The following is a 25,557-nucleotide window of genomic DNA, read 5'->3' on the forward strand; positions in this document are numbered from 1 at the left end:
TGTACAAGCATATGCAATCAAGCGGCCAACTTGTTGAAGGGCTAATCAAGAAAAATTGAAGAATCGGCGAGAAGCCTCGTAATAGAAGGGCCGCCAAGCTGCATGAAATTTTTGGAGGAGGTTTTTGGGAAGCAATCAGAAGGGCATAAAAGCGTGGTATTGCGCCACGCTGGGGCGTTCGGTAACAAGTTGGTGCGCCAGAAGGAACAACGAACACACCTTTTTTGGCGAGGCGCCTTAGTGGGCCGTCAGCTCGATCACGCAGCATTGGCCGTGGGTGGTGATGTCCAGCAGCCCAGCGTTACCGCTCAGTTGCAGGCAGTCATAAAGCCCCAGTGCCTCGACAGTTTCATCCATCTTGACCCTCAGCGTCGGAGCGGCACTGAACACCAATACCGTTCCCGCCTCGCTGAAAAAACGCTGCTGGCCGCCCAGCCATTGCAGCCGCGCGCGGTAACGTTGCGGCGCGTAGATCAGGTTGAAGTCGCGAATCGGCCCCTCCAGCAGCGTGCACTGCACTTGGCTCTCGCCGCTGAAGGCAAAGGGATCCAGCGAATGCAGCGGCCGCGTGGCGTGGCCATCGACAGTCAGCGTCATGCCGCCACCTTGCAAGACCGTGATGATCCGTTCGTAGCCAGCGAAGGTGGAAAAACCACCCGATTCACCGATATCGGCAATGGACAGGCGCCAGCCGAAACCTTCCAGGCCGGTGCCGGCATCGCGGGTGATTTCCTCGGTGCTGCCACCGCCGTTTTTCCACGGCATGGACGGGTAATCCGCTGCGCGTAAAACCTTCAATTGGCTCATTTGTGGAAACGCCCTTCCAGACTGTGACGCGAGCCCGGATGGATCAGGCGTGCGGCGGTCACCGGCTGGCGCCCTGACCAGGTACGGCGACGGATCAACAGGCACGGCTCGCCCCGCTCGATCTGCAACAGCTTGCATTCACTCGGCTCCGCCAGGATCGCCTCGACCACATGCTCACCTTCGGTCAGCGGCGCAACCTGGTTCAGGTAGGCATAAGGCGTTTGTTGAGTGAAGTCCTGCTTGAGGTAATCAGGCGCCACCAGCGCGTTGACGAAACGGTCCTCGATTTGCACAGGAATGTCGTTTTCGAAATGCACGATCAACGAATGGAATACCTTCTGGCCTTCGCGCATGTCCAGGGCCAGCGCCCGCTCGGAACCGGCGGCCTCTTCTTCCAGGGTGATGACCTTGCACGTATGGCGATGACCACGGGAGGCGATTTCATCCGCAATGTTATGCACTTCGAACAGTGCGGACTGGCTCTTGGGCTCGGCGACGAACGTGCCGACGCCTTGCATGCGCACCAGCAGGCCATCAGCGGTCATTTCCCGCAGGGCCCGGTTGATGGTCATGCGGCTGAAGCCCAACTGGCTGACCAGTTCGCTTTCCGATGGCACACGGTAATGGGGCGGCCAGTTTCCACTGTCGATCTGCTGGGTGATCATTTGTTTGACGCGGGCGTACAAGGGCGCCGGACTGTCACCCATGGTTGCGGCCAGCGGCGGTTTGGCAGGCGGAGTCGGCACGGCGTATTCCTGTTCTGCGAATGTTGATGACTAGCTTGCCGGAGTTTACCGGGCAGGCAAACGTCTGTATATGTATATACAAATTACACGCAACGAGGTTCAACCGATGTCCGCCTTCTTTGCCGAGCGTGCGCTGCTGCCTGATGGATGGGCCAATGATGTACGCCTCGAGGTCAACGCCGAGGGGGTCTTGACCCATGTCCAGGCCGATTCCCACGCAAACGGCGCCGAACGGCTCGGCGGTCCCCTGCTCCCGGGCATGCCGAACCTGCATTCCCATGCGTTCCAGCGGGCCATGGCCGGGCTGGCGGAAGTGGCGGGCAATCCCAATGACAGTTTCTGGACATGGCGCGACTTGATGTACCGCCTCGTCGGCAAAATCAGCCCCGACCAGCTCGGCGTCATCGCACGGCAGCTTTACATCGAAATGCTCAAGGCCGGCTACACCTCGGTTGCCGAATTCCATTACGTACACCATGACACCGACGGCAGACATTACGCCGATCCGGCCGAACTGGCCTTGCGTATCAGCCAGGCCGCCGGTGAAGTGGGCATTGGCTTGACGCTGCTGCCGGTGCTTTACAGCCATTCCGGTTTTGGCGGCCAAGAGCCCAACGACGGGCAGCGCCGGTTCATCAACAGCACCGAAAACTACCTGAAGCTTCAGTCACGCTTGCAGCCGATCCTGGCCGGGCAACCGTCCCAGGCGTTGGGCCTGTGCTTCCACTCGCTGCGCGCCGTGACACCCGGGCAGATCCACGATGTGCTGGCCGCCAGCGACCGCGATTGCCCCGTGCATATCCACATCGCCGAACAGCAAAAGGAGGTTGACGACTGCCTGAGCTGGAGCGGCGCGCGTCCGCTGCAATGGCTGTATGAAAATGCCGAGGTGGATCAACGCTGGTGCCTGGTTCATGCCACCCACGCCAATCCACAGGAAGTCAGCCTGATGGCCAAGAGCCGGGCAATTGCCGGTCTGTGCCTGACCACGGAAGCCAACCTGGGTGACGGAATTTTTCCGGCCGTGGATTTCCTAGCCCAAGGCGGGCGGATGGGCATCGGCTCTGACAGCCACGTGTCGTTGAGCGTCGTGGAGGAATTACGCTGGCTGGAATACGGCCAGCGGCTGCGGGACCAGCGCCGCAACCGGTTGTACCGAACGGATCAGCCGATGGTCGGGCGTACCCTGTATGACGCCGCACTGGACGGTGGCGCCCAGGCGTTGGGCCAACCGATCGGCGCATTGGAAGTCGGCAAGCGCGCCGACTGGCTGATGCTCGATGGCAATGATCCTTACCTGGCCACGGCGACCGGTGACGGCATTCTCAATCGTTGGCTGTTTGCGGGCGGCGATCGCCAGGTGCGCGATGTGATGGTCGGCGGAAAATGGCAGGTTCGCGACGGCCGTCATGCCGGCGAAGAAGAAAGCGCCCGAGCGTTTACCCGGGTGCTGCGCGAACTGCTGGGCTGACGACAATTCAATGTGGGAGCGAGCTTGCTCGCGATAGCGGATTTTCCATCAACATCTATGTTGACGGTAAAGGCCTCATCGCGAGCAAGCTCGCTTTCACAGGTGTTCTACTACATCAGTCCGAAGTCTTGGCCATCTGCCGGTCCGACGCACGCCAGACCAACCGCGTCGTGTCGTAGCCCTGCTGGCGCGCCTTGCTCAGCAGTTCTTCGCGCACATCGACATTGACCGTTGGCGTGCGCGACAGCAACCACATGTAACGCCGGCTCGGATCGCCAACGATGGCGGTCTTGTAGTCATCGCTGACATACAAGACCCAATATTCTCCCTTCGCCACACCCGGCAGGATCCGCGAGAACCAGGTGTCGAATTCGACCCAGAGCTTGTCGGTCTTGCCTGGCACCTGCGGGTAAGCGGTGCCCCGGGCTTCTTCCCACTTCCAATCGGAAGTCAGGCAGCGGTTGAACACATCCACGTTGCCGTCGGGCTTGAGTGTGTAATGGGCTTCGGATTGCGCGCAGTTGCGCTGGAAATACATCGGTAGGCGGGCCAGCTCGTACCAGGTCCCTTGGTAACGCTTGAGATTGACACTGTTGACGGTCTTGGGCGCCAACGGGTCTACGCCAGAAGTGGCACAGCCGGCCAATACCAGGCCAGCCAAAAGCACAAAAACTAACCGCATCATTATTTTTTTCTCCCGTGGGCGCTTGGCCCCGGTTTACTTCAGGTTACTTCAGGCCTTGGCCGGAAAACATCAACACTTTGTCACCGGCGTACTGCACGCTGATAAAGCTTTTCTGGTCGCCCCAGGTGCAGCTGGACATGCCGAGCGCGCCCGAACAGTCAGTCGGCTTCCCCAGCAACGTCTCGACTTCGGCCTTGGGCATGCCCGCCGACAGCTTCGAGTAGTTTTCCTGGTTGACCTTGCTGCATGCGGTCAATACGACGCACATGAACAGCAGGGCGATAGATCGCAGCGACATGGTGTAACTCCTGGAGCGGAAGGGAGGTGGCAGGGTGCCAACCTGAACCTTAGAAGAGAAAACCCCTATCTGGTTCCCCGACGCCCCCAGTATTTATTGGTTGTCCCGAGGGTAATCGACGGTTGAAACAATCGAACTGTGACGCCGTCGTGCCTTTCGTCGGGATGAGTCCATCGACGCCTGATGCGCCGGGCCTGCGGGCCGATAAAAAGTAACAGCGTAAAATCCTGTGTTATGGCAAATTGACGCCCCTTTTTGACCCGTCCCTCCGCGGTAGCGTTCTTAATGACCAGAAACATGAAATTCAGCCACAAAATCCTGTTGGCTGCCGCCCTTGTGGTGGCCGTCGCATTCGCCTGTTTCATCCTGTTCAACGATTACCGCCAACGACAAAGTCTGTATTCCAGCACCGAGACCTCCATGCAGGAGCTCGGCAGCCTGACCAGCCGCAATATCCAGACGTGGGTAGAAGGCCGGATCCAACTGCTGCAATCGCTGGCCCAGCAAATCGCCATCGATGGCAGCAGTGCCGACAGCCTGAAACGCGCGGTGGGCCTGCCTGCCTACACCGGCAATTTTCAGCTCAGCTATTTTGGCGGCACCGACGGCGTGATGTTTTCGGTGCCGGCCGGCAATCGCGCCGCCGACTACGACCCGCGCGCCCGTGGCTGGTACAAGGCCGCCAACAGCGCCCAACAGACCATCGTCACCGAACCCTACATCGCCGCGTCTTCGGGCAAGCTTGTGATCACCGTTGCCACGCCGGTACAGCGCCAGAGCCAGATGATCGGCGTGACGGGGGCGGACATCGACCTGACCAGCGTCAGCGCCATCATCAACTCGCTGAACTTCGGCGGACATGGTCATGCGTTCATCGTCAGCGCCGATGGCGAGCACGGTGACTTTCGATGGGTCGATATTCCAGTGTTTCAGCGCGGCGAGCAGGCTGTAATGGCCGGTGGAAACAAACGGCACGGCGATCTTCTTGCCGATCAGGTCTGGCGGGGTCTTGATGCCGGAGCCGTCACGGGCCACCAAGGCTTCGGCGGCGCCGATCTGCGTCGCGATGAGGAATGTTTCTACTGGCACCTTACGAGTGATCGCGGCGGTCAGCGGGCTGGAGCCGAGGTAGCCGATCTGCACATCGCCCGAGGCGATGGCGGCGATGATATCGGCGCCGTTGTCGAACTTGCGCCAGGCGATCTTGGCCTGGGTGGCTTTTTCATACGCGCCATCGGCTTGGGCCACTTTCGCCGGGTCCACGGTGGTCTGGTAGGCGACGGTCAGGTCGGTTGCCTGAGCGAAAAAACTCGCCGCGGCCAGGGAGGCGGCTGCGAGAAGGCGAAGGGGGAAACTCAAAGACATGGTAAAGCTCCTCAACAAGCCGCCGGAGAGTCGGCGTTGGAGGAGACTAAATGATCTAAGAACTCTAAAATAAATAACTTTTTCGCATTAGCTTATCTGCGAAAAAGTCTATCGAGAAGCCACGAAACCCCTGTGGCAAGGAAGCAAGCTCCCTCGCCACAGAATGTTCTTGCGAGCGGCGAATCAGTTACTGATCGCTAGAATGCTCGCCTGGTACGACCCCACGAACACGTCGAAATCACCCACTTCGTTCTGCTCCAACTCGGTTTGCTGGACCAGGGATCGCCGAGCATTTTCCTCGAAGGCAATTATTTCATCGGCCGACAGTGGCTCTGCGCGGAAAAACTCGGCGTGGGCCTTGCTCTGGCGCAGGGAGAACTGGGCGAAGCTTTCCTTGTGTTCGGCCATGGCCGCCAGTACCCGGGCGGATGGCGTGAGGGATGGGTCGCGGACTTTTGCCAGTTGGGCGTCCAGCGCCTGGCGGTGGTCATCACCACCTTGGCTTTGGTCGAGCAGTGCCGCCAGCGGGGCGATCTTGTCCAGCAATTCCAGGGCCCAGGCTTGCATGTCCACCGATTCACCCTGGCGCTGCAATTGCAGGCCTGGCTTGCGGCCTTCCTTGACCACCGTCAGGAAGTTGCTGGTGGCGTTGCTGCACTCGTTGTTTTCCAATTGCGGGCTGTCGTCGAGGCCGCAATACAAGAGGAACGCATCGAGGAACCGCGATTCGGTCAGGTCGATGCCCATCGGCAAGAACGGGTTGATGTCCAGGCAACGTACTTCGACGTACTGGATGCCACGGGCCATCAGCGCCTGGATCGGTCGCTCCCCGGTGTAGGTCACGCGCTTGGGGCGGATGTTGGAGTAGTACTCGTTTTCGATCTGCAGGATGTTGGTGTTGAGCTGCACCCATTCGCCGTTCTGGTGAGTGCCAATCTCGACATACGGCGCATACGGCGTTGCCACAGCCTTGCGCAGGCTATCGGTGTAGCTTGCCAGGTCGTTGTAGCAAGGCGTCAGGCCGGCCTGGGCGTTGCTCTGGTAACCCAGGTCGCTCATGCGCAGGCTGGTGGCGTAGGGCAGGTACAAGGTGTCCGGGTCCAATTGTTCCAGCTGATGCGGTCGGCCACGCAGGAAACCGGCGTCGAGGGCCGGCGAGGCGCCGAACAGGTACATCAATAGCCAGCTGTAGCGCCGGAAATTGCGGATCAGGGCGATATAGGCCGACGACTGGAAATCCCGGTCGCTCAGATCGCTGGCTTCGTCCTGGCGCAGCAGGGGCCAGAGCTTTTCCGGCAGGGAAAAGTTGTAGTGGATCCCGGCGATGCATTGCATGGTCTTGCCGTAACGCAGGGCCAGACCCTTGCGATAGACATACTTGAGCCGACCGATGTTCGAGGTGCCGTAATAGGCGATCGGAATCTCCTCCTCAGCCGGCAGCGGACACGGCATCGAAGGGCTCCACAGGTATTCGTCGCCGAGCTTGCTGTAGACAAACCGGTGGATCCTGTCGAGGCTGCGCAGGGTATCAGCCGGGTTGGCCAGGGCCGGGGTGATGAATTCCAGCAGCGACTCGGAATAGTCGGTGGTGATCTGTTCGTTGGTCAGCGCCGAGCCCAGGGCTTGCGGGTGCGGCGTCTGCGCCAGGCGCCCGTTGTCGGTGACACGCAGGCATTCACGTTCGATACCGTGCAGGCACTGCTCGAGCAGGGAGAGGTTGGCGCGCTCGCGGAGCAGGGCCAGGCGGCGGTTTAAAAGGTCGCTCAAGTTGAATTCCTTCACGCGTCAGTCGCCCCAATATGGGGGTGGGCAAGACGGTCTACAAGGGTGAAGTTAAAACTGGCGTTTTCGCCTGGTTTACATACGGTCAAAGAAGATCGCCGCCGTCCCTCGTGGGAGCGAGCTTGCTCGCGATAGCGGTATATCAGTCAACTAAATGTGACAGGTCCATCGCCATCGCGAGCAAGCTCGCTCCCACAGGAAAGCCCGACACCGCATTCGTGGCGTCGAAATTAACTCAAATCGATGACCAGGAGCTATAGGACAGCGAACGTGCCTTGCGCTTTTGCGACCAGCTTGTCGCCTTGCATCACATCGGCCTCGACCACCAATGTGCGCCGGCCCGGGTGGATGACCCGGGCGGTGCACAACACCTCGCCGTCGGACACGGCGCGGATGTAGTTGATCTTGCACTCGATGGTCGCAGACTGCTGGTCGAAGCCATGGACACTGGAGCAGGCCAGGCCCATGGCGATGTCCACCAGGCTGAACAGCGCGCCACCGTGCAGCTTGCCGCCGCGATTACGCAACTCGGGGGCCAGGTCCAGGGTGACTTGCGCCACCCCGTCCCCAAGGCTGTGCAAACGGCAGCCGAGCAGCTTGAAAAACGCGCTCTCCACCAACCCGGCTGGCGCGTCCATCAGCGTTTCTTCAACTGCTTGGCGTTGGCGAACAGCGAGGCCATGGCGTTGTTCGCCGGGGCCGCCGTGGCGGTTTCCTTGCGGGGCGCGGTGTTCTGCGACTGGCGTGGGGCGGCGCCTGGGCGAGCACCGCGGGCACCGTCGACCTTCTCACCCGGCGTGTCACTCATGCGCATCGACAGGCCAACGCGTTTGCGCGGGATATCGACTTCCATGACCTTCACTTTCACCACGTCGCCGGCCTTCACGGCTTCGCGCGGGTCCTTGATGAATTTTTCCGACAGTGCCGAGATGTGTACCAGGCCGTCCTGGTGCACGCCGATATCAACGAACGCGCCGAAGTTGGTCACGTTGGTGACCACGCCTTCGAGGATCATGCCCGGTTGCAAGTCCTTGAGGTCTTCGACGCCTTCCTGGAATTCGGCGGTCTTGAACTCCGGACGCGGGTCGCGGCCCGGCTTCTCCAGCTCTTGCAGAATGTCGGTCACGGTGGGCAGGCCGAAGGTTTCGTCGGTGAATTTCTTCGGGTCCAGGCGCTTGAGGAACGCGGCGTCGCCGATCAGCGAGCGGATGTCGCGGTCGGTCTGGGCGGCGATGCGTTGCACCAGCGGATACGCTTCCGGGTGGACCGCCGAGGAGTCGAGCGGGTTGTCGCCGTTCATGACGCGCAGGAAGCCGGCGGCTTGTTCGAAGGTTTTTTCACCCAGGCGCGGGACTTTCTTCAACGCGGCGCGGGTCTTGAACGCGCCATGTTCGTCGCGGTGGGTGACAATGTTCTGCGCGAGTGTCGCGTTCAGGCCGGAAATCCGCGCCAGCAGTGCCACCGAAGCGGTGTTCACGTCCACACCCACGGCGTTCACGCAATCCTCCACCACGGCGTCCAGGCCACGGGCCAGTTTCAGTTGGGACACGTCGTGCTGGTATTGACCGACACCGATGGATTTCGGATCGATCTTCACCAGTTCCGCCAGTGGGTCCTGCAGGCGACGGGCGATCGACACCGCGCCACGGATCGACACGTCCAGGTCCGGGAATTCCTTCGAAGCCAGTTCCGACGCCGAATAAACAGAAGCACCGGCTTCGGAGACCATGACCTTGGTCATTTTCATGGCCGGGTATTTCTTGATCAGTTCCGCTGCCAGCTTGTCGGTCTCGCGGCTGGCGGTGCCGTTGCCGATAGCGATCAGGTCCACCGAATGCTTGGCGCACAGGGCGGCGAGCACCGCGAGGGTCTGGTCCCATTTGTTGTGCGGCACGTGCGGGTAGACCGTGGCGTGGTCCAGCAACTTACCGGTTGAATCGACGACCGCTACCTTGCAACCGGTGCGCAGGCCCGGGTCCAGGCCCAGAGTGGCGCGGGGGCCGGCCGGCGCGGCCAACAGCAGGTCGTGCAGGTTGTGGGCGAATACGTTGATCGCCTCGGTCTCGGCGTTATCGCGCAACTCACCGAGCAAGTCGGTTTCCAGGTGGGTATAGAGCTTGACCTTCCAGGTCCAGCGCACCACCTCGGCCAGCCATTTGTCGGCGGCGCGGTTCTGGTTCTGGATGCCGAATTGCTGGGCGATCATGCCTTCGCACGGGTGCATGGTGCCGGGCAGTTCTTCGCCGACCTTCAGCGCGGAGCTGAGAATGCCTTCGTTGCGGCCACGGAAAATCGCCAGGGCACGGTGGGACGGCATGCTCTTGAGCGGTTCGTCGTGCTCGAAGTAGTCGCGGAACTTGGCGCCTTCCTCCTCTTTGCCGGCGATGACGCGGGCGCTGAGGGTCGCCTCCTGCTTGAGGAAGTTACGCAGCTTTTCCAGCAGGTTGGCGTCTTCGGCGAAACGCTCCATGAGGATGTACTTAGCGCCTTCCAGCGCGGCCTTTACGTCCGCCACGCCTTTTTCCGCATCGATAAAACGCGCGGCTTCGGTTTCCGGGGCGAGGGTCGGGTCATTGAACAGGCCGTCGGCCAACTCGCCGAGGCCGGCTTCCAGGGCGATCTGGCCCTTGGTGCGGCGCTTTTGCTTGTAGGGCAGGTACAAGTCTTCGAGGCGGGTCTTGGTGTCGGCCAGCTTGATGTCGCGTTCGAGTTGCGGGGTCAGCTTGCCCTGCTCCTGGATGCTCGCCAGGATGCTGATGCGCCGTTCGTCGAGTTCACGCAGGTAGCGCAGGCGCTCTTCCAGATGACGCAATTGAGTGTCATCGAGGCTGCCTGTCACTTCTTTCCGGTAACGGGCGATGAAAGGGACCGTGGAGCCTTCATCGAGTAGCGCGACGGCCGCTTCGACCTGTTGTGGGCGGACGCCGAGTTCCTCGGCGATGCGGCTGTTGATGCTGTCCATAAAACCACCTGACAAATTGTGAAATCAGGCTCGCCACCGCAGAAGCCGGGCTCGGCGAGACTGGTTGAGCGGCCTGGCGTGCGCCGCTGCCTGGGTCAAAAGGCTGCCTGTTGACCCGTGAAATCAAAAAAATGCTGCCTGGCCAGGGGGAAAAAGTGTTTCGCCGGTGTAACGATCCGGCCCTGTCCTGGCACAAAGGCCGCGCATTATAACCAGCGTTCCACCGTTAGGGTGCGTCGCGCCCGTGGGCTTGATCAGCGGATTGCTGGAGATAGGCGAAAAATCTGCTAACAATGCACACGGTACGCACAACGGCAGCTAGGCCATAATGCGCGCCGAGATCAAAGGAGCTTCCTATGAGCAGCACCGCACAAACTGCTGAAGGCGAAAAAATTCTGATTGTTGACGACGATCCAGGGCTGAGCAGCCTGCTGGAGCGCTTTTTCGTCAGCAAGGGTTACCGAGCCCGCACTGTACCGAACACGGAGCAAATGGACCGTCTGTTGGCCCGTGAGGTTTTCAACCTCGTCGTCCTCGACCTGATGCTGCCCGGTGAAGACGGCTTGACCGCCTGTCGTCGCCTGCGCGGCGCGAACAACCAGATCCCGATCATCATGCTGACCGCCAAGGGCGACGAGCTGAGCCGTATCAAGGGCCTTGAACTGGGCGCCGACGATTACCTGGCCAAGCCGTTCAATCCGGACGAGCTGATGGCGCGGGTCAAGGCGGTCTTGCGTCGCCAGTCGGCGCCGGTGCCGGGCGCGCCGGGCAGCGAAGACGAAAGCGTCACCTTCGGCGACTATGAACTGTCGCTGGCCACCCGCGAGCTCAAGCGCGGCGACGAGGTACACATGCTCACCACCGGTGAGTTTGCGGTCCTCAAGGCTTTGGTGATGAACGCTCGCCAGCCGCTGACCCGAGACAAGCTGATGAATTTGGCCCGTGGCCGGGAATGGGATGCGCTGGAGCGTTCCATCGACGTGCAGATTTCCCGCTTGCGCCGGATGATCGAGCCCGATCCATCCAAGCCGCGTTATATCCAGACCGTCTGGGGCGTAGGCTACGTATTCGTGCCGGATGGCGCCGCCAGCAAGTGATCGGCGATTTGTAGGAGCGGGAAGCCTGGTTGATTGAAGTCTTTTCCAGGCGACTCGCGGTCCGTCATTGTGCGAGCATCGCTCGCTCCTGCAAGTGTGTAGCGGCTATTCATGAAAACCCCCGTTTGGTTCCCCCAGAGTTTCTTTTCCCGCACCCTCTGGCTGGTGCTCATCGTCGTGCTTTTTTCCAAGGCGCTGACGTTGGTCTACCTGCTGATGAACGAAGACGTGCTGGTGGACCGCCAATACAGTCACGGCGTTGCCTTGACATTGCGGGCCTACTGGGCGGCCGACGAAACCAATCGAGCAAAGATTGCCGAGGCGGCAACATTGATCCGGGTGGTCGGAGCCGGCGTGCCGGAAGGCGAGCAGCACTGGCCATACAGCGAGATCTATCAGCGGCAGATGCAGGCCGAGTTGGGCGCCGACACCGAGGTGCGATTGCGCATGCACTCGCCGCCGGCATTGTGGGTGCGCGCTCCAAGCCTTGGGGATGGTTGGCTGAAGGTTCCGCTGTACCCCCATCCATTGCGGGGCCAGAAGATCTGGAACGTGCTGGGCTGGTTCCTGGCGATCGGCCTGCTTTCGACGGCTTCGGCGTGGATCTTCGTCAGCCAGCTCAACCAACCGCTCAAACGCCTCGTGTACGCCGCCCGGCAATTGGGCCAGGGGCGTAGTGTACGGTTGCCGATCAGCGATACGCCCAGCGAGATGACCGAGGTGTACCGAGCGTTCAACCAGATGGCCGAGGATGTCGAGCAGGCCGGACGCGAGCGTGAGCTGATGCTTGCAGGGGTCTCCCATGACTTGCGCACACCCCTGACCCGGTTGCGGTTATCGCTGGAGTTGATGGGCGAGCACACCGACCTGACTGATGAAATGGTCCGCGACATCGAAGACATGGACGCGATTCTTGACCAGTTCCTGGCATTCATTCGCGACGGTCGTGATGAGTCGGTGGAAGAAGTCGATCTCAGCGACCTGGTTCGGGAGGTGGCTGCACCCTATAACCAGAACGAAGAGAAGGTCCACCTGCGCCTGGAGCCGATCCAGCCGTTCCCGCTACGTCGCGTATCGATGAAGCGCCTGCTGAACAACCTGATCGGCAACGCCCTGAACCATGCAGGCACCGGTGTGGAAGTGGCCGCCTACGTTTCGGGCGATACCAGCGCGCCCTACGTCGTTCTGAGCGTCATGGACCGAGGCGCCGGCATCGATCCGTCGGAATTGGAGGCCATTTTCAATCCGTTCACCCGAGGCGATCGCGCCCGGGGGGGAAAGGGCACGGGACTGGGCCTGGCGATCGTCAAGCGCATCGCCTCGATGCACGGCGGCAACGTCGAGCTGCGCAATCGCGTGGGCGGCGGACTGGAAGCGCGGGTGCGGCTGCCGTTGGGCTTGATGTTGCCTCGGGATGCGGTGTAGCGGAATCGCTCGGAAGGCGCAAAACCTGTGGGAGCGAGCTTGCTCGCGATGCGGTGGCTCAGCCAAATTTATGTTGGCTGACACACCGTCATCGCGAGCAAGCTCGCTCCCACAGTAATTTATAAATGGATTACCCCTTGCCCTTGGTCCGGGTCATGTTCGGCCCGCCGTTTTTCTCCAAGTGCTCGATGATGATCCCTGCCACGTTCTTGCTGGTGGTGGTCTCGATGCCTTCCAGGCCTGGCGAGGAGTTGACTTCCATCACCAGCGGTCCGTGATTGGAGCGCAGGATGTCCACGCCAGCCACCGCCAGCCCCATGACCTTGGCTGCCCGCAGGGCGGTCATGCGCTCTTCCGGCGTGATCTTGATCAGGCTTGCGCTGCCGCCGCGATGCAGGTTGGAGCGAAACTCCCCTGGCTTGGCCTGGCGCTTCATCGACGCGATTACTTTGTCGCCGACCACGAAGCAACGAATGTCCGCGCCCCCGGCTTCCTTGATGTATTCCTGGACCATGATGTTCTGCTTCAGGCCCATGAATGCTTCGATCACCGACTCCGCCGCCGTTGCGGTTTCGCACAGCACCACGCCAATGCCCTGGGTGCCCTCCAATACCTTGATAACCAGAGGCGCGCCATTGACCATGGCGATCAGGTCGGGAATGTCATCTGGAGAGTGGGCGAAGCCGGTCACGGGCAAGCCGATGCCACGCCGAGACAGCAATTGCAGCGAGCGCAGCTTGTCTCGCGAGCGGGCAATCGCAACGGACTCATTGAGGGGATACACCCCCATCATTTCGAACTGGCGCAATACCGCGCAACCGTAGAAGGTCACCGACGCGCCGATACGCGGGATCACCGCATCGAAGCCTTCCAGCGGCTTGCCGCGGTAATGGATTTGCGGTTTGTGGCTGGCAATGTTCATGTAGGCGCGCAGGGTATCGATCACCACCATTTCATGGCCACGCTCGGTCCCGGCCTCGACCAGGCGGCGGGTGGAATACAGACGCGGGTTTCGCGACAGCACAGCGATCTTCATGCAACACCTGTGGCAGAGGTAGTGGATACCGGGAATGCCGGCTTGTCTTGAACGTATTTGATGCCTGGATTGACCACCAACTGGCCGTCGATCAAGGCCTTGGAACCCAGCAACAGGCGATAACGCATGGATTTGCGGCAGGCGAGGGTGAATTCGACCCGCCAGAACCGATCGCCCAACGCCAGCGTGGTGCTGATCACATAGCGGACCTGGGCGTGGCCGTTGGAGCTCTTGATGGTCTTGCGCGCCACCAAGGGTGCTTCGCAGCGGCGATGGCGCAGTTGCACGACGGTGCCGAGGTGCGCGGTGAAGCGCACCCATTTTTCGCCGTCACGCTCGAATGGCTCGATGTCGGTGGCGTGCAGGCTCGAGGTGCTGGCGCCGGTGTCGATTTTTGCCCGTAGCCCGGCGACTCCCAGATCAGGGAGCGCCACCCACTCGCGCAGACCGACAACGGTCAGATGGTCGAAAGTCTTCAATAAAAAACAACCTGAAATTGGCGCATCGGATTGCGGGCCCCGCGAATCGCGGTATTCACGCAGAATAATCACAAAATGACGACAGTTATCTACGTACTTGTTTGCATGTGTAACCGATGCCGACGCATGCCATGCGGACAGGCGGTTCGGCGGGCATTCTATCCGTCGGGACGGATTCGTGCGCCCGACAAAAACGGTAGTACAGTTCCAGCCATAGGTTAGAAAGAGGAATCCAAGTGGCACAAAAAAGCGAAGAGGATGACAAGGTCCGTCTCGATAAATGGTTGTGGGCGGCACGATTCTATAAAACCCGTGCCTTGGCCAAGGCTGCCATTGAAAGCGGCAAGGTCCATCACCGGGGCGAACGATGCAAGCCTGGCAAAGAGCCACGTATCGGTGATGAATACGTCATTCGAACAGGCTTCGACGAAAAAACGGTGGTCGTCGAAGCTTTGTCCATCGTGCGTCGCGGCGCGCCGCAGGCTCAAACGCTATACCGCGAGACCGAAGCCAGCGTCGCCAAGCGCGAAGCGGCAGCCGCCCAACGCAAGGCCGGTGCCCTGGGTGTGAGCACCGATGGCAAGCCCAGCAAGAAACAACGGCGAGACCTGTTCAAGTTCCATGGGAGCAACAGCGAGTAAAGCATCGGCCACACCGGAGCTTGCTCCCGCTGGGCTGCGTAGCGGCCCCAGAATCTTGCGGTCGCTACGCAACCGAGCGGGAGCAAGCTCCCTCGCCACAACAGCGCTGCACATGCGGATAGATGTTCAGTCTTCCCACAAAGCAAAATCATGGCTTGCTTGGAACCCATCCTGAATGCCCATAAAATGCCAGCCATCCATTGCCATCACCTCAGAACCAGACTCCTATGACTGATTTACCGGATACCGACTACACCCAACGTTTCATCTTCGATGACAGCGACGCCCGTGGCGAGCTGGTAGCGTTGGAGCGTAGCTACGCCGAAGTCCTCGCCAAGCACCCCTATCCGGAGCCGGTCGCGCAGTTGCTCGGCGAGTTGATGGCCGCCGCGGCGCTGCTGGTGGGTACCTTGAAATTCGATGGCTTGTTGATTCTCCAGGCCCGTTCCGAAGGCCCGGTGCCATTGTTGATGATCGAGTGTTCGAGCGAGCGTGAGATCCGAGGCCTGGCCCGTTATCACGCCGAGCAGATCGCCCCCGACGCGACACTCTCCGACCTGATGCCCAATGGCGTTTTGGCCCTGACGGTCGACCCGAGCCATGGCAAGCGCTACCAAGGCATTGTCGATCTCGACGGCGCAACGCTGGCCGAGTGCTTCACCAACTACTTCGTCATGTCCCAGCAGACCAACACACGCTTCTGGCTGTACGCCGACGGGCGGCGTGCCCGTGGCCTGCTGTTGCAGCAATTGCCGGCCGACCGCATTCGTGATTCGGAAGAACGTGATGCCAGCTGGCAACACGTCACCGCTCTCGCCAGCACCTTGAGCGCCGATGAGCTGCTGGGCCTGGACAACGAAACCATCCTGCATCGCCTCTACCACGAAGAACAGGTTCGCCTGTTCGAAGGCCAGCCGTTACGCTTCAAATGCAGTTGCTCCCGTGAACGTTCCGGCAATGCGTTGGTCAGTCTGGGTCTGGAAGATGCGCAGCAATTGGTGATCGAGCATGGCGGCGCCATCGAAATCGATTGCCAGTTTTGCAATGAGCGCTACCTGTTCGATGCCGCGGACATCGCCCAATTGTTCGCCGGTGCGGGTGTCGACACACCGTCAGATACTCGTCACTAAATCGGTTCAGCGCAGGTAAATCTCCTGGCAAACGCCGGATTTACGCCGTACTGACGGGAGGGCCCTACTCTTTTTGGGCTTTTCTGGCATAATCCGGCCCACTTTTTTCGGGTAGTAGTGCGCGACTTCCTACTACAAAACGTTTGGAGCACTCGGCCACGGGCCGACGGGGAATCTCATGACGCAAGCCAATAACGCCGTGTACACCGATCTGAGTGTCGATGATCTGGTTAAAGAAGCCCTGAATCGCGGTGAAGGCGAGCTTGCCGATACTGGCGCGCTGGTTGTACGTACCGGTCATCGTACCGGTCGTTCGCCAGTGGACCGTTTCATTGTGGAAGAGCCAACCACCCAGCACGCCATTGCCTGGGGCCCGATCAACCGCAAGTTCCCGGCTGACAAGTTCGATGCCTTGTGGAACCGCGTCGCAGCCTACCTGGGCGAGCGCGAGCGTTTTGTCTCCCACGTGCATGTAGGTTCCGATCCTGCGCACTACCTGCCGGTCAAGATGACCACCGAGACTGCCTGGCACAACCTGTTCGGCCGCTGCCTGTTCATCAACCCCGAGCAATACAACGCCGGCGGCAAGGACGAATGGCAGATCCTCAACGCGCCGAACTTCGTCTGCGAGCCTGAGCGCGACGGCACCAACTCCGACGGTACCGTGATCATCAACTTCGCGGCCAAGAAAGTGCTGATTGCTGGCATGCGCTATGCCGGCGAGATGAAGAAAGCCCTGTTCTCCGTGCAGAACTTCCTGCTGCCGGCCGCCGACGTGCTGCCGATGCACTGCGCCGCGAACATGGGCGAAGAGGGCGACGTGACCCTGTTCTTCGGCCTGTCGGGCACTGGCAAGACCACCCTGTCCGCCGATGAAAGCCGCTACCTGATCGGTGACGACGAGCACGGTTGGGGCGTGGGCGTGGTCTTCAACATCGAAGGCGGTTGCTATGCCAAGTGCATCGACCTGTCCGAGAAGAACGAGCCGGTCATCTGGAAAGCCATCCAGCACGGTGCCGTACTGGAAAACGTGGTCCTGGACCCGGTCACCAAGAAAGCCGACTATGCCGACGACAGCCTGACCCAGAACAGCCGCGCCGCCTACCCGCGTGAGCTGATCGAAAAACGCGCACCAAAAAACCTCGGTGGCGAGCCAAACGCCGTGATCTTCCTGACCTGCGACCTGACCGGCGTACTGCCACCTGTGTCGATCCTCAGCGAAGAACAAGCCGCCTACCACTTCCTGTCCGGCTACACCGCACTGGTGGGCTCGACCGAAATGGGTTCGGGCAGCGGCATCAAGTCGACTTTCTCCACCTGCTTCGGCGCGCCGTTCTTCCCGCGTCCAGCCGGTGAATACGCTGAGCTGCTGATCAAGCGCATCCGTGGTTTCGGCTCCAAGGTCTACCTGGTCAACACCGGCTGGACCGGCGGCGGCTACGGCGTTGGCAAGCGCTTCAATATCCCGACCACCCGTGCGGTGATCGCAGCGATCCAGAGCGGCGCGCTGATCGGTGCTGAAACCGAACACCTGGACATCATCAACCTGGACGTGCCGCTGGCCGTCCCAGGCGTCGAGACTGGCCTGTTGAACCCACGCAACACCTGGGCCGACAAGGCTGCCTACGACGAAGCGGCCAAGGCATTGGCCGGTCTGTTCATCGAAAACTTCAAGAAGTTCGAAGTGAGCGACGCGATCAAGGCGGCAGGTCCACAGCTGTAAGGCTTGCCGATACATGAGAAAGCCGCCCTTTAAGGGCGGCTTTTTTGTGGGTGACTATTTTTCTTCCAGCGCCTGTTTATCCCTGGAAAGTAGAGGGCGAAATCGTATCCCAACAAAAAGAAAAGTCTCACGTCAGTCTCGGAACCGTCTGGTGATCACTTCCTTGCTTACTCGGTAAGGTTCGCCGCGCCGCTTGTATTGAGCCGGCGCTGACCGAGCAAGGACGAAGCATGGCGAAAGGTAAAAGCGATATCCCTCAGGTCTGGGAGTACCGCGGTGGCGAAAGGCGCTACAGAGTCCTGCGGGACATGACCCCGGGCGAGCTGGCAAAAAGAGACGCCGATTTTAAAGCCCATGAGGACATGCTCGCTCGGCAAGAGGAATACATGAGCCAGCGGCTGGGCCAGACAAGCCAGAGGGATGCACCGAGCATCAAGGGCTGTGTGTTCGCCAAATCCTGCGAACTGCCCGATGCAATCATCGACTATCACAATCCAACCGGTTACATCCCGACGGAACTGCTGAGCGCCTATGGTGCGTTCAAATTGTTGGGCGGTCGGGAGGTTGACGCGTCAGGCTGCGTACCGCTGAAGACCATCAGCGGAGCGTTACCGGCGAGTTTTGGCACGCTCGCACTGGGTGGGACCGCTTTGGCCTCCCTTGGCGCTGGCGCGACGGTCACGGCACCCGTGGCGGCTGGCGCGCTGGTGGGGTTGGTGGGGCTGCTGATGCCTTCGAACCTGGGCGATGGTTCGCTGTACACCGAAGAGCAACTAAGGTCCCTTGAAAAAGCGCGCAGCCGGGTTCGCCTACATGTCGAAACCCAGGCCGACGGGACGCTGAAAGGGTATGGCTACAACACCCAGTCAAGACGCGACTGGGAGATGATCCCGGTGGTGACATTCCAGGCGCATGGCGAGCAGCAAGTGGCAGCTTTTGGCGATGGGGTCGAGTTGATCTGGACGCCGGCGGTGGACCCTTGCGCGACGTTGGGCATCCCAGCTTTGGAGGCTGCGCCACAGGCGCCGCGTATCTGGATCTTCCCGCCGACACCCATGGCGGACAGCATTATCGTCAATCCGATTTATCCACCGGAATACAAGGATTTCATTCTTGTGTTTCCGGTGGGGTCTGGGGTTTCGCCGTTATATATAGTTTTGAGTGTTCGGCGCAAAGGGTTGCCGGAGGCAGGGCATGATTACCATCGGGCACCAAAGACAGAGGAGATTACTGGATTTGCTGACTTGAAGATCGCCAAACAAAAGACCCCTCGTCAAGGTGGGGGCGGTTTTCGCGAACGGTGGACCGATTCCAAAAAAAGAACTATTTATGAGTGGGATTTCATGCACGGTGAGTTGGAGGCATACCGTGCTAGTGATGGAAGCCATCTAGGTTCGTTTGACTATTTAACGGGCGAGCAACTAGATCGTCCGAAACCGAATCGTAATATTAAAAAATATTTGTGAGAAAAAAATGGGTCTAAAGCTAAAACTAAGTTGGTATGACAAAGAAACCGAGCTAGGCGAAGGGCGCGAATATTCACAGGATTTTGGCGACGATTCACGGGTGCTTGTTGAGCTGGGGGTGCCTGTAGAAAACAACATTAACGTGGGTGGATTTAATGTTGATGACAAATGGGCTGAGATATTACAGCCCCATTTTGAACATGTTCTAAATCTAACGCTGTATGACTATCAAGTCTCTTTTGATTATCGAGATGAGTGGTGAGCGTAAGGTAACGAGGCCGCGGGAACTACAATTGGCATTTCCACTCCAGAAAGCATTGGTGGCACTTCGGGCAGCCTCATGCACGCGCCTAGCAAGAGGCTTGTGATCAGGACGGTAGGTAACGTCAGTTTCTTCAACATGATTTTCTCCTTGGTTAATGTGCAAAGGGCATCCTGCCTTATGCTGGTCTGATCTGCTGATTCATGGATCGACGGCGCACCTTAACGCGTCAAATGACTGGAGACGAGACATCAAAACGCCTGGATTTGTATCGCTTCGTGGCAAAGCGGTAACACTCCCGAGCGGTATCATCCGGTGCGTGGAGAACACGGGCGAGTTCAATCACATCACAGGCGAGCAGACCAACAACTGCGAGCTCCATCCATCCGCTGAATGCCCTCCATCACACGAATAAATTTCAAAAAATGTCGATGGCTGACTAAGGTGAAGCAGTCTTTGGATCGCCAACAAGAGAGCAAACATGAGCCAGACATCCTTCGATATCCAGCGCGCCGCCGTGGTCGGCGCAGGCACCATGGGGCGGGGCATCGTGATGTGCCTGGCCAACGCTGGCGTTACGGTGCAGTGGGTCGATAACAATCCACAAATGCTGGAGCAGGCGCTGGCCACGGTGGCCGATACCTACGCCCATAACGTCCGCCAGGGCCGACTCGAACAAAGCGAAGCCGACGCCAGGATCGCCCGTATTGCGCGGGCGCAGGACTACGCGGCGATCCGCAACGTGGACCTGGTCATTGAAGCAGTCTACGAGAACCTCGAACTCAAGCAGAAAATATTTCGCGAGCTGGACGGCATGCTCAAGCCCGAGGCAATCCTGGCAAGTAACACCTCGGCGCTGGATATCGATGCCATTGCCGCCGCCACGCGTCGGCCAACGCAAGTGCTGGGCCTGCACTTCTTCAGCCCGGCGCACATCATGAAGTTGTTGGAGATCGTGCGCGGCGCACAAACGTCCAAGGCTGTGCTGGACGCTGCCCTGGCGCTGGGCAAGCGCATGGGCAAGGTGAGCGTGGTGTCGGGCAATTGTCACGGCTTCATCGGCAACCGAATGCTTCACCCTTATGTGCTGGAGGCGCGCAAGATGCTGTTGGAGGGTGCGTTCCCCCATCAGGTGGATGCGGCGCTGCAGGGCTTTGGTTTCGCCATGGGACCGTTTCGCATGTACGACGTGGTCGGGATCGATCTGGAGTGGCGCGCGCGGGAGCTGGCGGGCCAAGGGCAGGATGCCCCCGAGGTGCAGGTGGACAACCGCTTGTGCGAGTTGGGTCGGTTCGGCCAGAAAAGTGGCAACGGTTATTACCACTATGAGCCGGGCAGCCGGCAGGCTGAACACGATGTAGAAGTCGATGCGCTGGTGCAGCGAGTCAGCGAGGACCTGGGTTTCCAGCGGCGTGACATCGACGCCGATGAGATCCTCGAACGCTGCTTGCTGGCGCTGGTCAACGAAGGTGCGAAGATTCTCCAGGAAGGCATTGCCGAGTCGTCCCATGATATCGACCTGGTGTATCTCAACGGCTATGGCTTCCCGGCTGACAAGGGCGGCCCGATGGCCTGGGCTGATCAGCAAGGCCTTGCGGACATCCATGCACGCTTGGTGGACCTTGAGACGAAGCAGGGGGATCAATGGAAGCCTGCTCGCCTGATCGGAGAGTTGGCCGCGCAAGGCAAGGGTTTCTCGCAGCGATAACCGACCGCCTGTCTTCCCCACAACACTGCACAACCAAGGACAAGAGATGCCCCAGCGCACCGAGTACTTTCATTTCCAGCCGGTGACTACGCGCTGGCACGACAACGATGTGTACGGTCACGTCAATAACGTCACCTACTACAGCTTTTTCGATACGGCGGTGAATACCTACCTGATCGAGGCCGGTGGACTGGATATCCATGACGGCGAAGTAGTGGGTTTCGTGGTGAGTTCAGCCTGCGACTATTTTGCATCGGTCGCATTTCCGGACCGGATCGAGATCGGCCTGCGGGTCGCCAAGCTGGGCAACAGTTCGGTGCAATACGAGCTGGCGGTGTTCAAGGAGAACGAGCAGGAGGCCTGCGCGGCGGGGCGCTTCGTGCATGTGTTCGTGGACCGGATGTCGAATCAGCCAGTGCCGATCCCGGGTCGGCTACGCGAGGCATTGGAACGATTGGTACCCTGAAACGAAAAATCGCAGCCTCCGGTCAGTCTCCCGAAGGCTGCGATCATCTAACGGTACGGGTCAAACCGGCCGTCAATCGTCGTGATAGCGATGCTTGTGCTTGTGCTTGCGATGTCCGTAGGCATGACCGCGGCCCCGGTGGCCATCGCGGTAGTAGCGGCGATCGCTACGGCGACCTTCGTAACGGTCGTCATCGTCGTCCTTGCCCATGTAGTTACCCAGTGCGCCACCGGCGCCACCGCCCGCTGCGGCACCGATCAGGCTGCCCGTGGAGCCGCCCACGCTGCGGCCGACCACGTTACCGCCGGCTGCACCCAGTGCGCCGCCGATTGCCGCTTCGCCGCGGCTATGTTTGTCTGCGCCGACTGCGCTACCGCCCGCGCCGCCCAGGGCCGCGCCGATAGTGGAGCCGGTGTTGCCGCCCAGGGACTGGCCGACGACCGAACCCAAAACCCCGCCCAATGCGCCGCCTACACCTGCTTCGGCGGTACCGCCGGCAGACGCGACGCCACTGACCAGGCCAAGGGACAACAAGAGAATGGAGGAGAACTTCATAGAGGAGCCTCAAAGGGATGACGGCGCGATCCTGAGGCTGGCTTCGCTTGGTTACAATCGAAATCCGACGAGTAACACGACTTGTGCACAATTCGCTAAGTTACTGTTTTCATAGCGGAACTTAAGTAGATTTTGCCGGTCTTTAGCTACTTCAGACAGGCCGTTTTCACTGGAAAACGGCCTTTTTCATGGGCGTCTGAAAGTGCCCGGCAAGGCCAGTACAACGCCAGGATTGACTCAGGCCGATTTGGCCATGATCAGCCCGTTCTCGCTCGCCGCTTCCAGACGGATCGCCACGAACTTCGAGGTCGGGGTGTGGCTGCCGTCACCGGTACTTTCCAAGGGTACCAGCGGGTTCACTTCCGGGTAGTAGGCGGCGGCCTGTCCGGCCGGGATGTCGAAGGCCAGCAAGGTAAACCCTTTGACCCGCCGCTCGCGTCCGTCGTCCCACAGGGAAACGATGTCGGCCTTTTGCCCGGGTTTGAAGCCCAGTCGGATGATGTCCGCTTCGTTGACGAACAGTACGTCACGCTGGCCTTTCACACCGCGATAGCGATCATCGAGGCCGTAGATGGTGGTGTTGTACTGGTCGTGGGAGCGCATGGACTGCAGGATCAGGTCCGGCAATTGCCCTGTGGCTCGGGTCCGCTCGTGGAGCAGGTCGGTCGGCAACCGGTTGGGCTTGAAGTTGGCGCGGCCCGACGGTGTGTTCCAGCGACGGGCACCGGCACTGTTGCCCAGATAGAAGCCACCGGGATTCTTGAGTTTCTGGTTGAAGTCCTTGAAGCCGGGGATGGTCTCGGCGATCAGGTCGCGGATGCGGCTGTAATCGGCCACGAGCCAGTTCCAATCCACCGGACGGCTGCCCAGCGTGGCGGCAGCGATGCCGGCGATGATCCACGGCTCCGAACGCATCTGGTTCGACAACGGCTGCAATTGGCCATTGGAGGCGTGGACCATGCTGAACGAGTCTTCCACGGTCACGGCCTGGGAGCCTTCGGCTTGCAGGTCGATGTCGGTGCGACCGAGGCACGGCAGGATCAACGCATCTTTCCCGTGGGCCAGATGACTGCGGTTGAGCTTGGTGCTGATCTGTACGGTCAGGTCACAATTGCGCAGGGCCTGGAAGGTGCGGTGGCTATCGGGAGTAGCCTGGGCGAAATTGCCGCCCAAGGCGATAAATACCTTGGCCCGGCCCTCGGCCATGGCGTGGATCGCCTCGACTACGTTATGGCCGTTTTCACGCGGCACCTTGAACTGGAAACGCCGCTCCAGCGCGTCGAGGAACGCAACGGGCGGACGCTCGTTGATGCCCATGGTCCGGTCGCCCTGCACATTACTGTGCCCTCGCACCGGGCAAAGCCCCGCGCCTGGCTTGCCGATGTTGCCACGCAGCATCATCAGGTTGGCGATTTCCTGGATGGTCGCGACGGAATGGCGGTGCTGGGTAATGCCCATCGCCCAGCACATGATCACGTTGCTGGCTTTGGCGTACATGCGCGCGGCCTGCTCGATCTCGGCCAGGGTCAGGCCTGATTGTTCGGCGATTTGTTCCCATGGGGTGTCATCGACGACCGCCAGGTATTCCAGGACATCGACGCTGTGTTCGTTGAGGAACCCATGGTCGAATACTGCGGGGCCGCCGCTGTTCTGTGCTTCACGCTCCCATTGCAGCAGGAACTTCGCCATGCCGCGCAGCACGGCCATGTCTCCGCCCAGGGCTGGACGGAAATACGCGGTATTGGTGGGTTTATCACCGTTGGTTAGCATTTCCAGCGGGTGTTGCGGATGCTGGAAGCGCTCCAGGCCACGCTCTTTCAGCGGGTTGATGCATACGACCTGGGCGCCGCGCTTCACGGCTTCGCGCAGCGGTTCGAGCATCCGTGGGTGGTTGGTGCCGGGGTTCTGGCCCCAGACGAAGATCGCGTCGGCATGCTCGAAGTCGTCAAATGTCACCGTGCCTTTGCCAACACCCACACTCTGGGACAGGGCTACACCGCTGGCCTCATGGCACATGTTCGAACAATCGGGGAAATTGTTGGTGCCGTACGCGCGCACAAACAATTGATACAGATAGGCTGCCTCGTTGCTGGCCCGGCCCGAGGTGTAGAACTCGGCCTCGTTCGGGTTGGACAGTCCCTGCAGATGCTTGCCGATCAACGCAAATGCCGCATCCCAGCTGATGGGCTTGTAGCGGTCGGTTTGCGCGTCGTATTGCATCGGCTCCGTCAGGCGCCCCTGGTATTCAAGCCAGTAGTCACTCTGTTCGAGCAATGACGTGACGCTGTGCTTGGCAAAAAAAGCGGCGTCGACACGACGTTTGGTCGCTTCCCAGTTCACCGCCTTGGCGCCGTTCTCACAGAACTTCACCATGCCGCTTTCTGGCGAATCACCCCAGGCGCAGCCAGGGCAATCGAAGCCGCCGTTCTGGTTGGTCTTGAGCATCATGCGGATGTTTTTCAGCGCGTTATCGCTGGTCAGCCAGGCCTGGGCAACGCTGATCAGCGCGCCCCAACCACCGGCTGGGCCCTTGTAGGGTTTGTAGCGCGGTGCGGGTTTCTGGTTGGCTTGTTGATAATTGCTCACGCTTGTTTCTCCATCGCAGGGCTATAGACCCGCGGCGCACTTTTTTGCGGCAGGTGGATGAGGTTGAGGTTGTGTTGGCGGGCCCATTGCACGGCAAGGCCCGTGGGCGACGACAGGCTGACCAACGTCTGGATGCCGGCGCGCAGTACTTTCTGGATCAATTCGAGACTGCAACGGCTGGTGACGATTGCCACGCCACCAGCCACCGGGATTTGCTGACGGATCAACGCGCCGATCAATTTATCGAGAGCGTTGTGCCGGCCAATGTCTTCGCGGCCCATCAGCAACTCGCCGTTGGCGTTCATGAACAATGCCGCATGGACGGCGCCACAGTGTTGGCCCAGGGGCTGGAACTGGCTGATGCGTTGACGCAGGCCATCGAGCCATTGCGCTGGTGGCAAGGGTGCCCCGGGCAGCGACTTGAGGTCGGGCAGCGCCTGTTCCACGGCTTCCACGCCACAGAGTCCGCAGCCACTGGTGCCGGCCATTTGGCGACGTTGCTCCTTGAGATTCCAGAAGGCGCGATTGGCGATGGTGACCTGGGCATATTGGGCCGAACCGGCGCCGCTCAGTTGCAAGTCGTAAATGTCCGCTGGATCCTCGATGATGCCGCTGCCCAGGCTGAACCCGACGATAAAATCCTCGAGATCGGTTGGCGTGACCAGCATCACCGCTTGGCTGATGCCGTTATAGGCAATGGCCAACGCCACTTCCTCGGCCAGCGCGGCGCTGGCCGATTCGAAGTGCTCCAGGTTGCAGTAGCGATAGCTCTGGCTGGCGGCTGGCGTGGAAGGTTCCACGTCAGGCACTGGACAGGCCTGAGGCTTGTCGTTCATGGGCATCACTGAAAGTAGGAATAGTGCTAAG

The 25,557-nt window shown here is 60.2% G+C and carries 22 protein-coding genes and 2 pseudogenes; 11 read left to right on the forward strand and 13 right to left on the reverse strand.

Annotated elements, in window-relative coordinates; translation table 11 throughout:
- Nucleotides 1-237 precede the first annotated feature (237 nt).
- Both J3P92_RS23500 and hutC read right to left on the reverse strand, forming a co-directional pair.
- Complete coding sequence (locus tag J3P92_RS23500; RefSeq protein ID WP_434649247.1) at nt 238-807, reverse strand: HutD/Ves family protein; 570 nt, start codon at nt 805-807, stop codon at nt 238-240.
- Nucleotides 804-1,514 carry a histidine utilization repressor gene (hutC, locus tag J3P92_RS23505; RefSeq protein WP_305501386.1) on the reverse strand — a complete coding sequence of 237 codons (711 nt, stop codon included), beginning with the start codon at nt 1,512-1,514 and terminating at the stop codon, nt 804-806. Before hutC ends, J3P92_RS23500 begins: the two co-directional genes overlap by 4 nt.
- 145 nt (nt 1,515-1,659) lie before the next feature.
- Between hutC and J3P92_RS23510 the strand changes: the two genes are divergently transcribed.
- The gene (locus J3P92_RS23510) at nt 1,660-3,024 is read left to right on the forward strand and encodes a formimidoylglutamate deiminase (protein ID WP_434649249.1); all 1,365 of its coding nucleotides are present in this window, start codon (nt 1,660-1,662) and stop codon (nt 3,022-3,024) included.
- Nucleotides 3,025-3,139: 115 nt separating this feature from the next.
- On the opposite strand, the gene J3P92_RS23515 is transcribed toward J3P92_RS23510, so the two are convergent.
- The gene (locus J3P92_RS23515; RefSeq protein WP_420767003.1) at nt 3,140-3,709 is read right to left on the reverse strand and encodes a lipocalin family protein; all 570 of its coding nucleotides are present in this window, start codon (nt 3,707-3,709) and stop codon (nt 3,140-3,142) included.
- Between the two features lie 43 nt (nt 3,710-3,752).
- Nucleotides 3,753-4,007 (reverse strand): hypothetical protein, encoded by a 255-nt coding sequence (locus J3P92_RS23520; protein WP_003186715.1) that lies wholly within the window; start codon nt 4,005-4,007, stop codon nt 3,753-3,755.
- A gap of 285 nt (nt 4,008-4,292) precedes the next feature.
- On the opposite strand from J3P92_RS23520, the pseudogene J3P92_RS23525 reads away from it, so the two are divergent.
- Nucleotides 4,293-4,901: pseudogene (locus J3P92_RS23525) on the forward strand (cache domain-containing protein); the annotation flags it as partial.
- On the opposite strand, the pseudogene J3P92_RS23530 reads toward J3P92_RS23525, so the two are convergent.
- From J3P92_RS23530 to J3P92_RS23545, 4 genes and pseudogenes are all read right to left on the reverse strand, one after another.
- Nucleotides 4,899-5,372: pseudogene (locus J3P92_RS23530) on the reverse strand (taurine ABC transporter substrate-binding protein); the annotation flags it as partial. The pseudogenes J3P92_RS23525 and J3P92_RS23530 overlap by 3 nt on opposite strands.
- 183 nt (nt 5,373-5,555) lie before the next feature.
- Nucleotides 5,556-7,139 (reverse strand): glutamate--cysteine ligase, encoded by a 1,584-nt coding sequence (gene gshA, locus J3P92_RS23535; RefSeq protein WP_434649250.1) that lies wholly within the window; start codon nt 7,137-7,139, stop codon nt 5,556-5,558.
- Between the two features lie 269 nt (nt 7,140-7,408).
- On the reverse strand, nt 7,409-7,792 hold the full coding sequence (locus J3P92_RS23540) for a PaaI family thioesterase (protein WP_420766434.1): 384 nt from the start codon (nt 7,790-7,792) through the stop codon (nt 7,409-7,411).
- Entirely contained in the window at nt 7,792-10,116 is a 2,325-nt protein-coding gene (locus J3P92_RS23545; RefSeq protein ID WP_434649252.1) for a Tex family protein, read from the reverse strand. The genes J3P92_RS23540 and J3P92_RS23545 overlap by 1 nt, the downstream gene beginning before the upstream one ends.
- A gap of 356 nt (nt 10,117-10,472) precedes the next feature.
- On the opposite strand from J3P92_RS23545, the gene ompR reads away from it, so the two are divergent.
- Entirely contained in the window at nt 10,473-11,213 is a 741-nt protein-coding gene (gene ompR, locus J3P92_RS23550; protein WP_003196691.1) for an osmolarity response regulator transcription factor OmpR, read from the forward strand.
- Between the two features lie 111 nt (nt 11,214-11,324).
- Complete coding sequence (locus tag J3P92_RS23555) at nt 11,325-12,638, forward strand: ATP-binding protein (RefSeq protein WP_039592640.1); 1,314 nt, start codon at nt 11,325-11,327, stop codon at nt 12,636-12,638.
- A 130-nt stretch (nt 12,639-12,768) separates the two neighbouring features.
- On the opposite strand, the gene rimK is transcribed toward J3P92_RS23555, so the two are convergent.
- Entirely contained in the window at nt 12,769-13,674 is a 906-nt protein-coding gene (rimK, locus tag J3P92_RS23560) for a 30S ribosomal protein S6--L-glutamate ligase (RefSeq protein ID WP_215003541.1), read from the reverse strand.
- Entirely contained in the window at nt 13,671-14,093 is a 423-nt protein-coding gene (locus J3P92_RS23565) for an ATP-dependent zinc protease family protein (protein ID WP_230633425.1), read from the reverse strand. The genes rimK and J3P92_RS23565 overlap by 4 nt, the downstream gene beginning before the upstream one ends.
- 296 nt (nt 14,094-14,389) lie before the next feature.
- Here J3P92_RS23565 and J3P92_RS23570 point away from each other — a divergent pair, with 296 nt between their 5' ends.
- The 7 genes from J3P92_RS23570 to J3P92_RS23600 all read left to right on the forward strand — a co-directional run bounded on the left by J3P92_RS23570 (nt 14,390) and on the right by J3P92_RS23600 (nt 21,549).
- Nucleotides 14,390-14,794: an RNA-binding S4 domain-containing protein gene (locus J3P92_RS23570; RefSeq protein ID WP_420766432.1), complete on the forward strand. Its 405-nt coding sequence runs from the start codon at nt 14,390-14,392 to the stop codon at nt 14,792-14,794.
- A gap of 227 nt (nt 14,795-15,021) precedes the next feature.
- Nucleotides 15,022-15,924, forward strand: coding sequence for an Hsp33 family molecular chaperone HslO (hslO, locus tag J3P92_RS23575; RefSeq protein WP_420766431.1), 903 nt, complete (start codon nt 15,022-15,024; stop codon nt 15,922-15,924).
- A 178-nt stretch (nt 15,925-16,102) separates the two neighbouring features.
- Nucleotides 16,103-17,647, forward strand: a complete 1,545-nt coding sequence (locus J3P92_RS23580) for a phosphoenolpyruvate carboxykinase (RefSeq protein WP_420766430.1) — start codon at nt 16,103-16,105, stop codon at nt 17,645-17,647.
- Nucleotides 17,648-17,877: 230 nt separating this feature from the next.
- The gene (locus tag J3P92_RS23585; RefSeq protein ID WP_434711753.1) at nt 17,878-19,113 is read left to right on the forward strand and encodes a colicin E3/pyocin S6 family cytotoxin; all 1,236 of its coding nucleotides are present in this window, start codon (nt 17,878-17,880) and stop codon (nt 19,111-19,113) included.
- Between the two features lie 7 nt (nt 19,114-19,120).
- Entirely contained in the window at nt 19,121-19,375 is a 255-nt protein-coding gene (locus J3P92_RS23590) for a colicin E3-like toxin immunity protein (RefSeq protein ID WP_434651194.1), read from the forward strand.
- Nucleotides 19,376-19,856: 481 nt separating this feature from the next.
- Nucleotides 19,857-21,083: a 3-hydroxyacyl-CoA dehydrogenase NAD-binding domain-containing protein gene (locus J3P92_RS23595; protein ID WP_434561198.1), complete on the forward strand. Its 1,227-nt coding sequence runs from the start codon at nt 19,857-19,859 to the stop codon at nt 21,081-21,083.
- Between the two features lie 46 nt (nt 21,084-21,129).
- Nucleotides 21,130-21,549 carry an acyl-CoA thioesterase gene (locus J3P92_RS23600; protein ID WP_420766426.1) on the forward strand — a complete coding sequence of 140 codons (420 nt, stop codon included), beginning with the start codon at nt 21,130-21,132 and terminating at the stop codon, nt 21,547-21,549.
- Between the two features lie 72 nt (nt 21,550-21,621).
- On the opposite strand, the gene J3P92_RS23605 is transcribed toward J3P92_RS23600, so the two are convergent.
- The 3 genes from J3P92_RS23605 to fdhD form a co-directional block, all read right to left on the reverse strand.
- Nucleotides 21,622-22,104: a glycine zipper domain-containing protein gene (locus J3P92_RS23605; protein ID WP_420766425.1), complete on the reverse strand. Its 483-nt coding sequence runs from the start codon at nt 22,102-22,104 to the stop codon at nt 21,622-21,624.
- Nucleotides 22,105-22,341: 237 nt separating this feature from the next.
- Complete coding sequence (locus J3P92_RS23610; RefSeq protein WP_434561194.1) at nt 22,342-24,690, reverse strand: FdhF/YdeP family oxidoreductase; 2,349 nt, start codon at nt 24,688-24,690, stop codon at nt 22,342-22,344.
- Complete coding sequence (gene fdhD, locus J3P92_RS23615) at nt 24,687-25,526, reverse strand: formate dehydrogenase accessory sulfurtransferase FdhD (protein WP_420766423.1); 840 nt, start codon at nt 25,524-25,526, stop codon at nt 24,687-24,689. The genes J3P92_RS23610 and fdhD overlap by 4 nt, the downstream gene beginning before the upstream one ends.
- Nucleotides 25,527-25,557 lie beyond the last annotated feature (31 nt).

The organism is Pseudomonas sp. D3-27 (assembly GCF_051132165.1).
In the GTDB taxonomy this organism is placed as follows: Bacteria; Pseudomonadota; Gammaproteobacteria; order Pseudomonadales; family Pseudomonadaceae; genus Aquipseudomonas.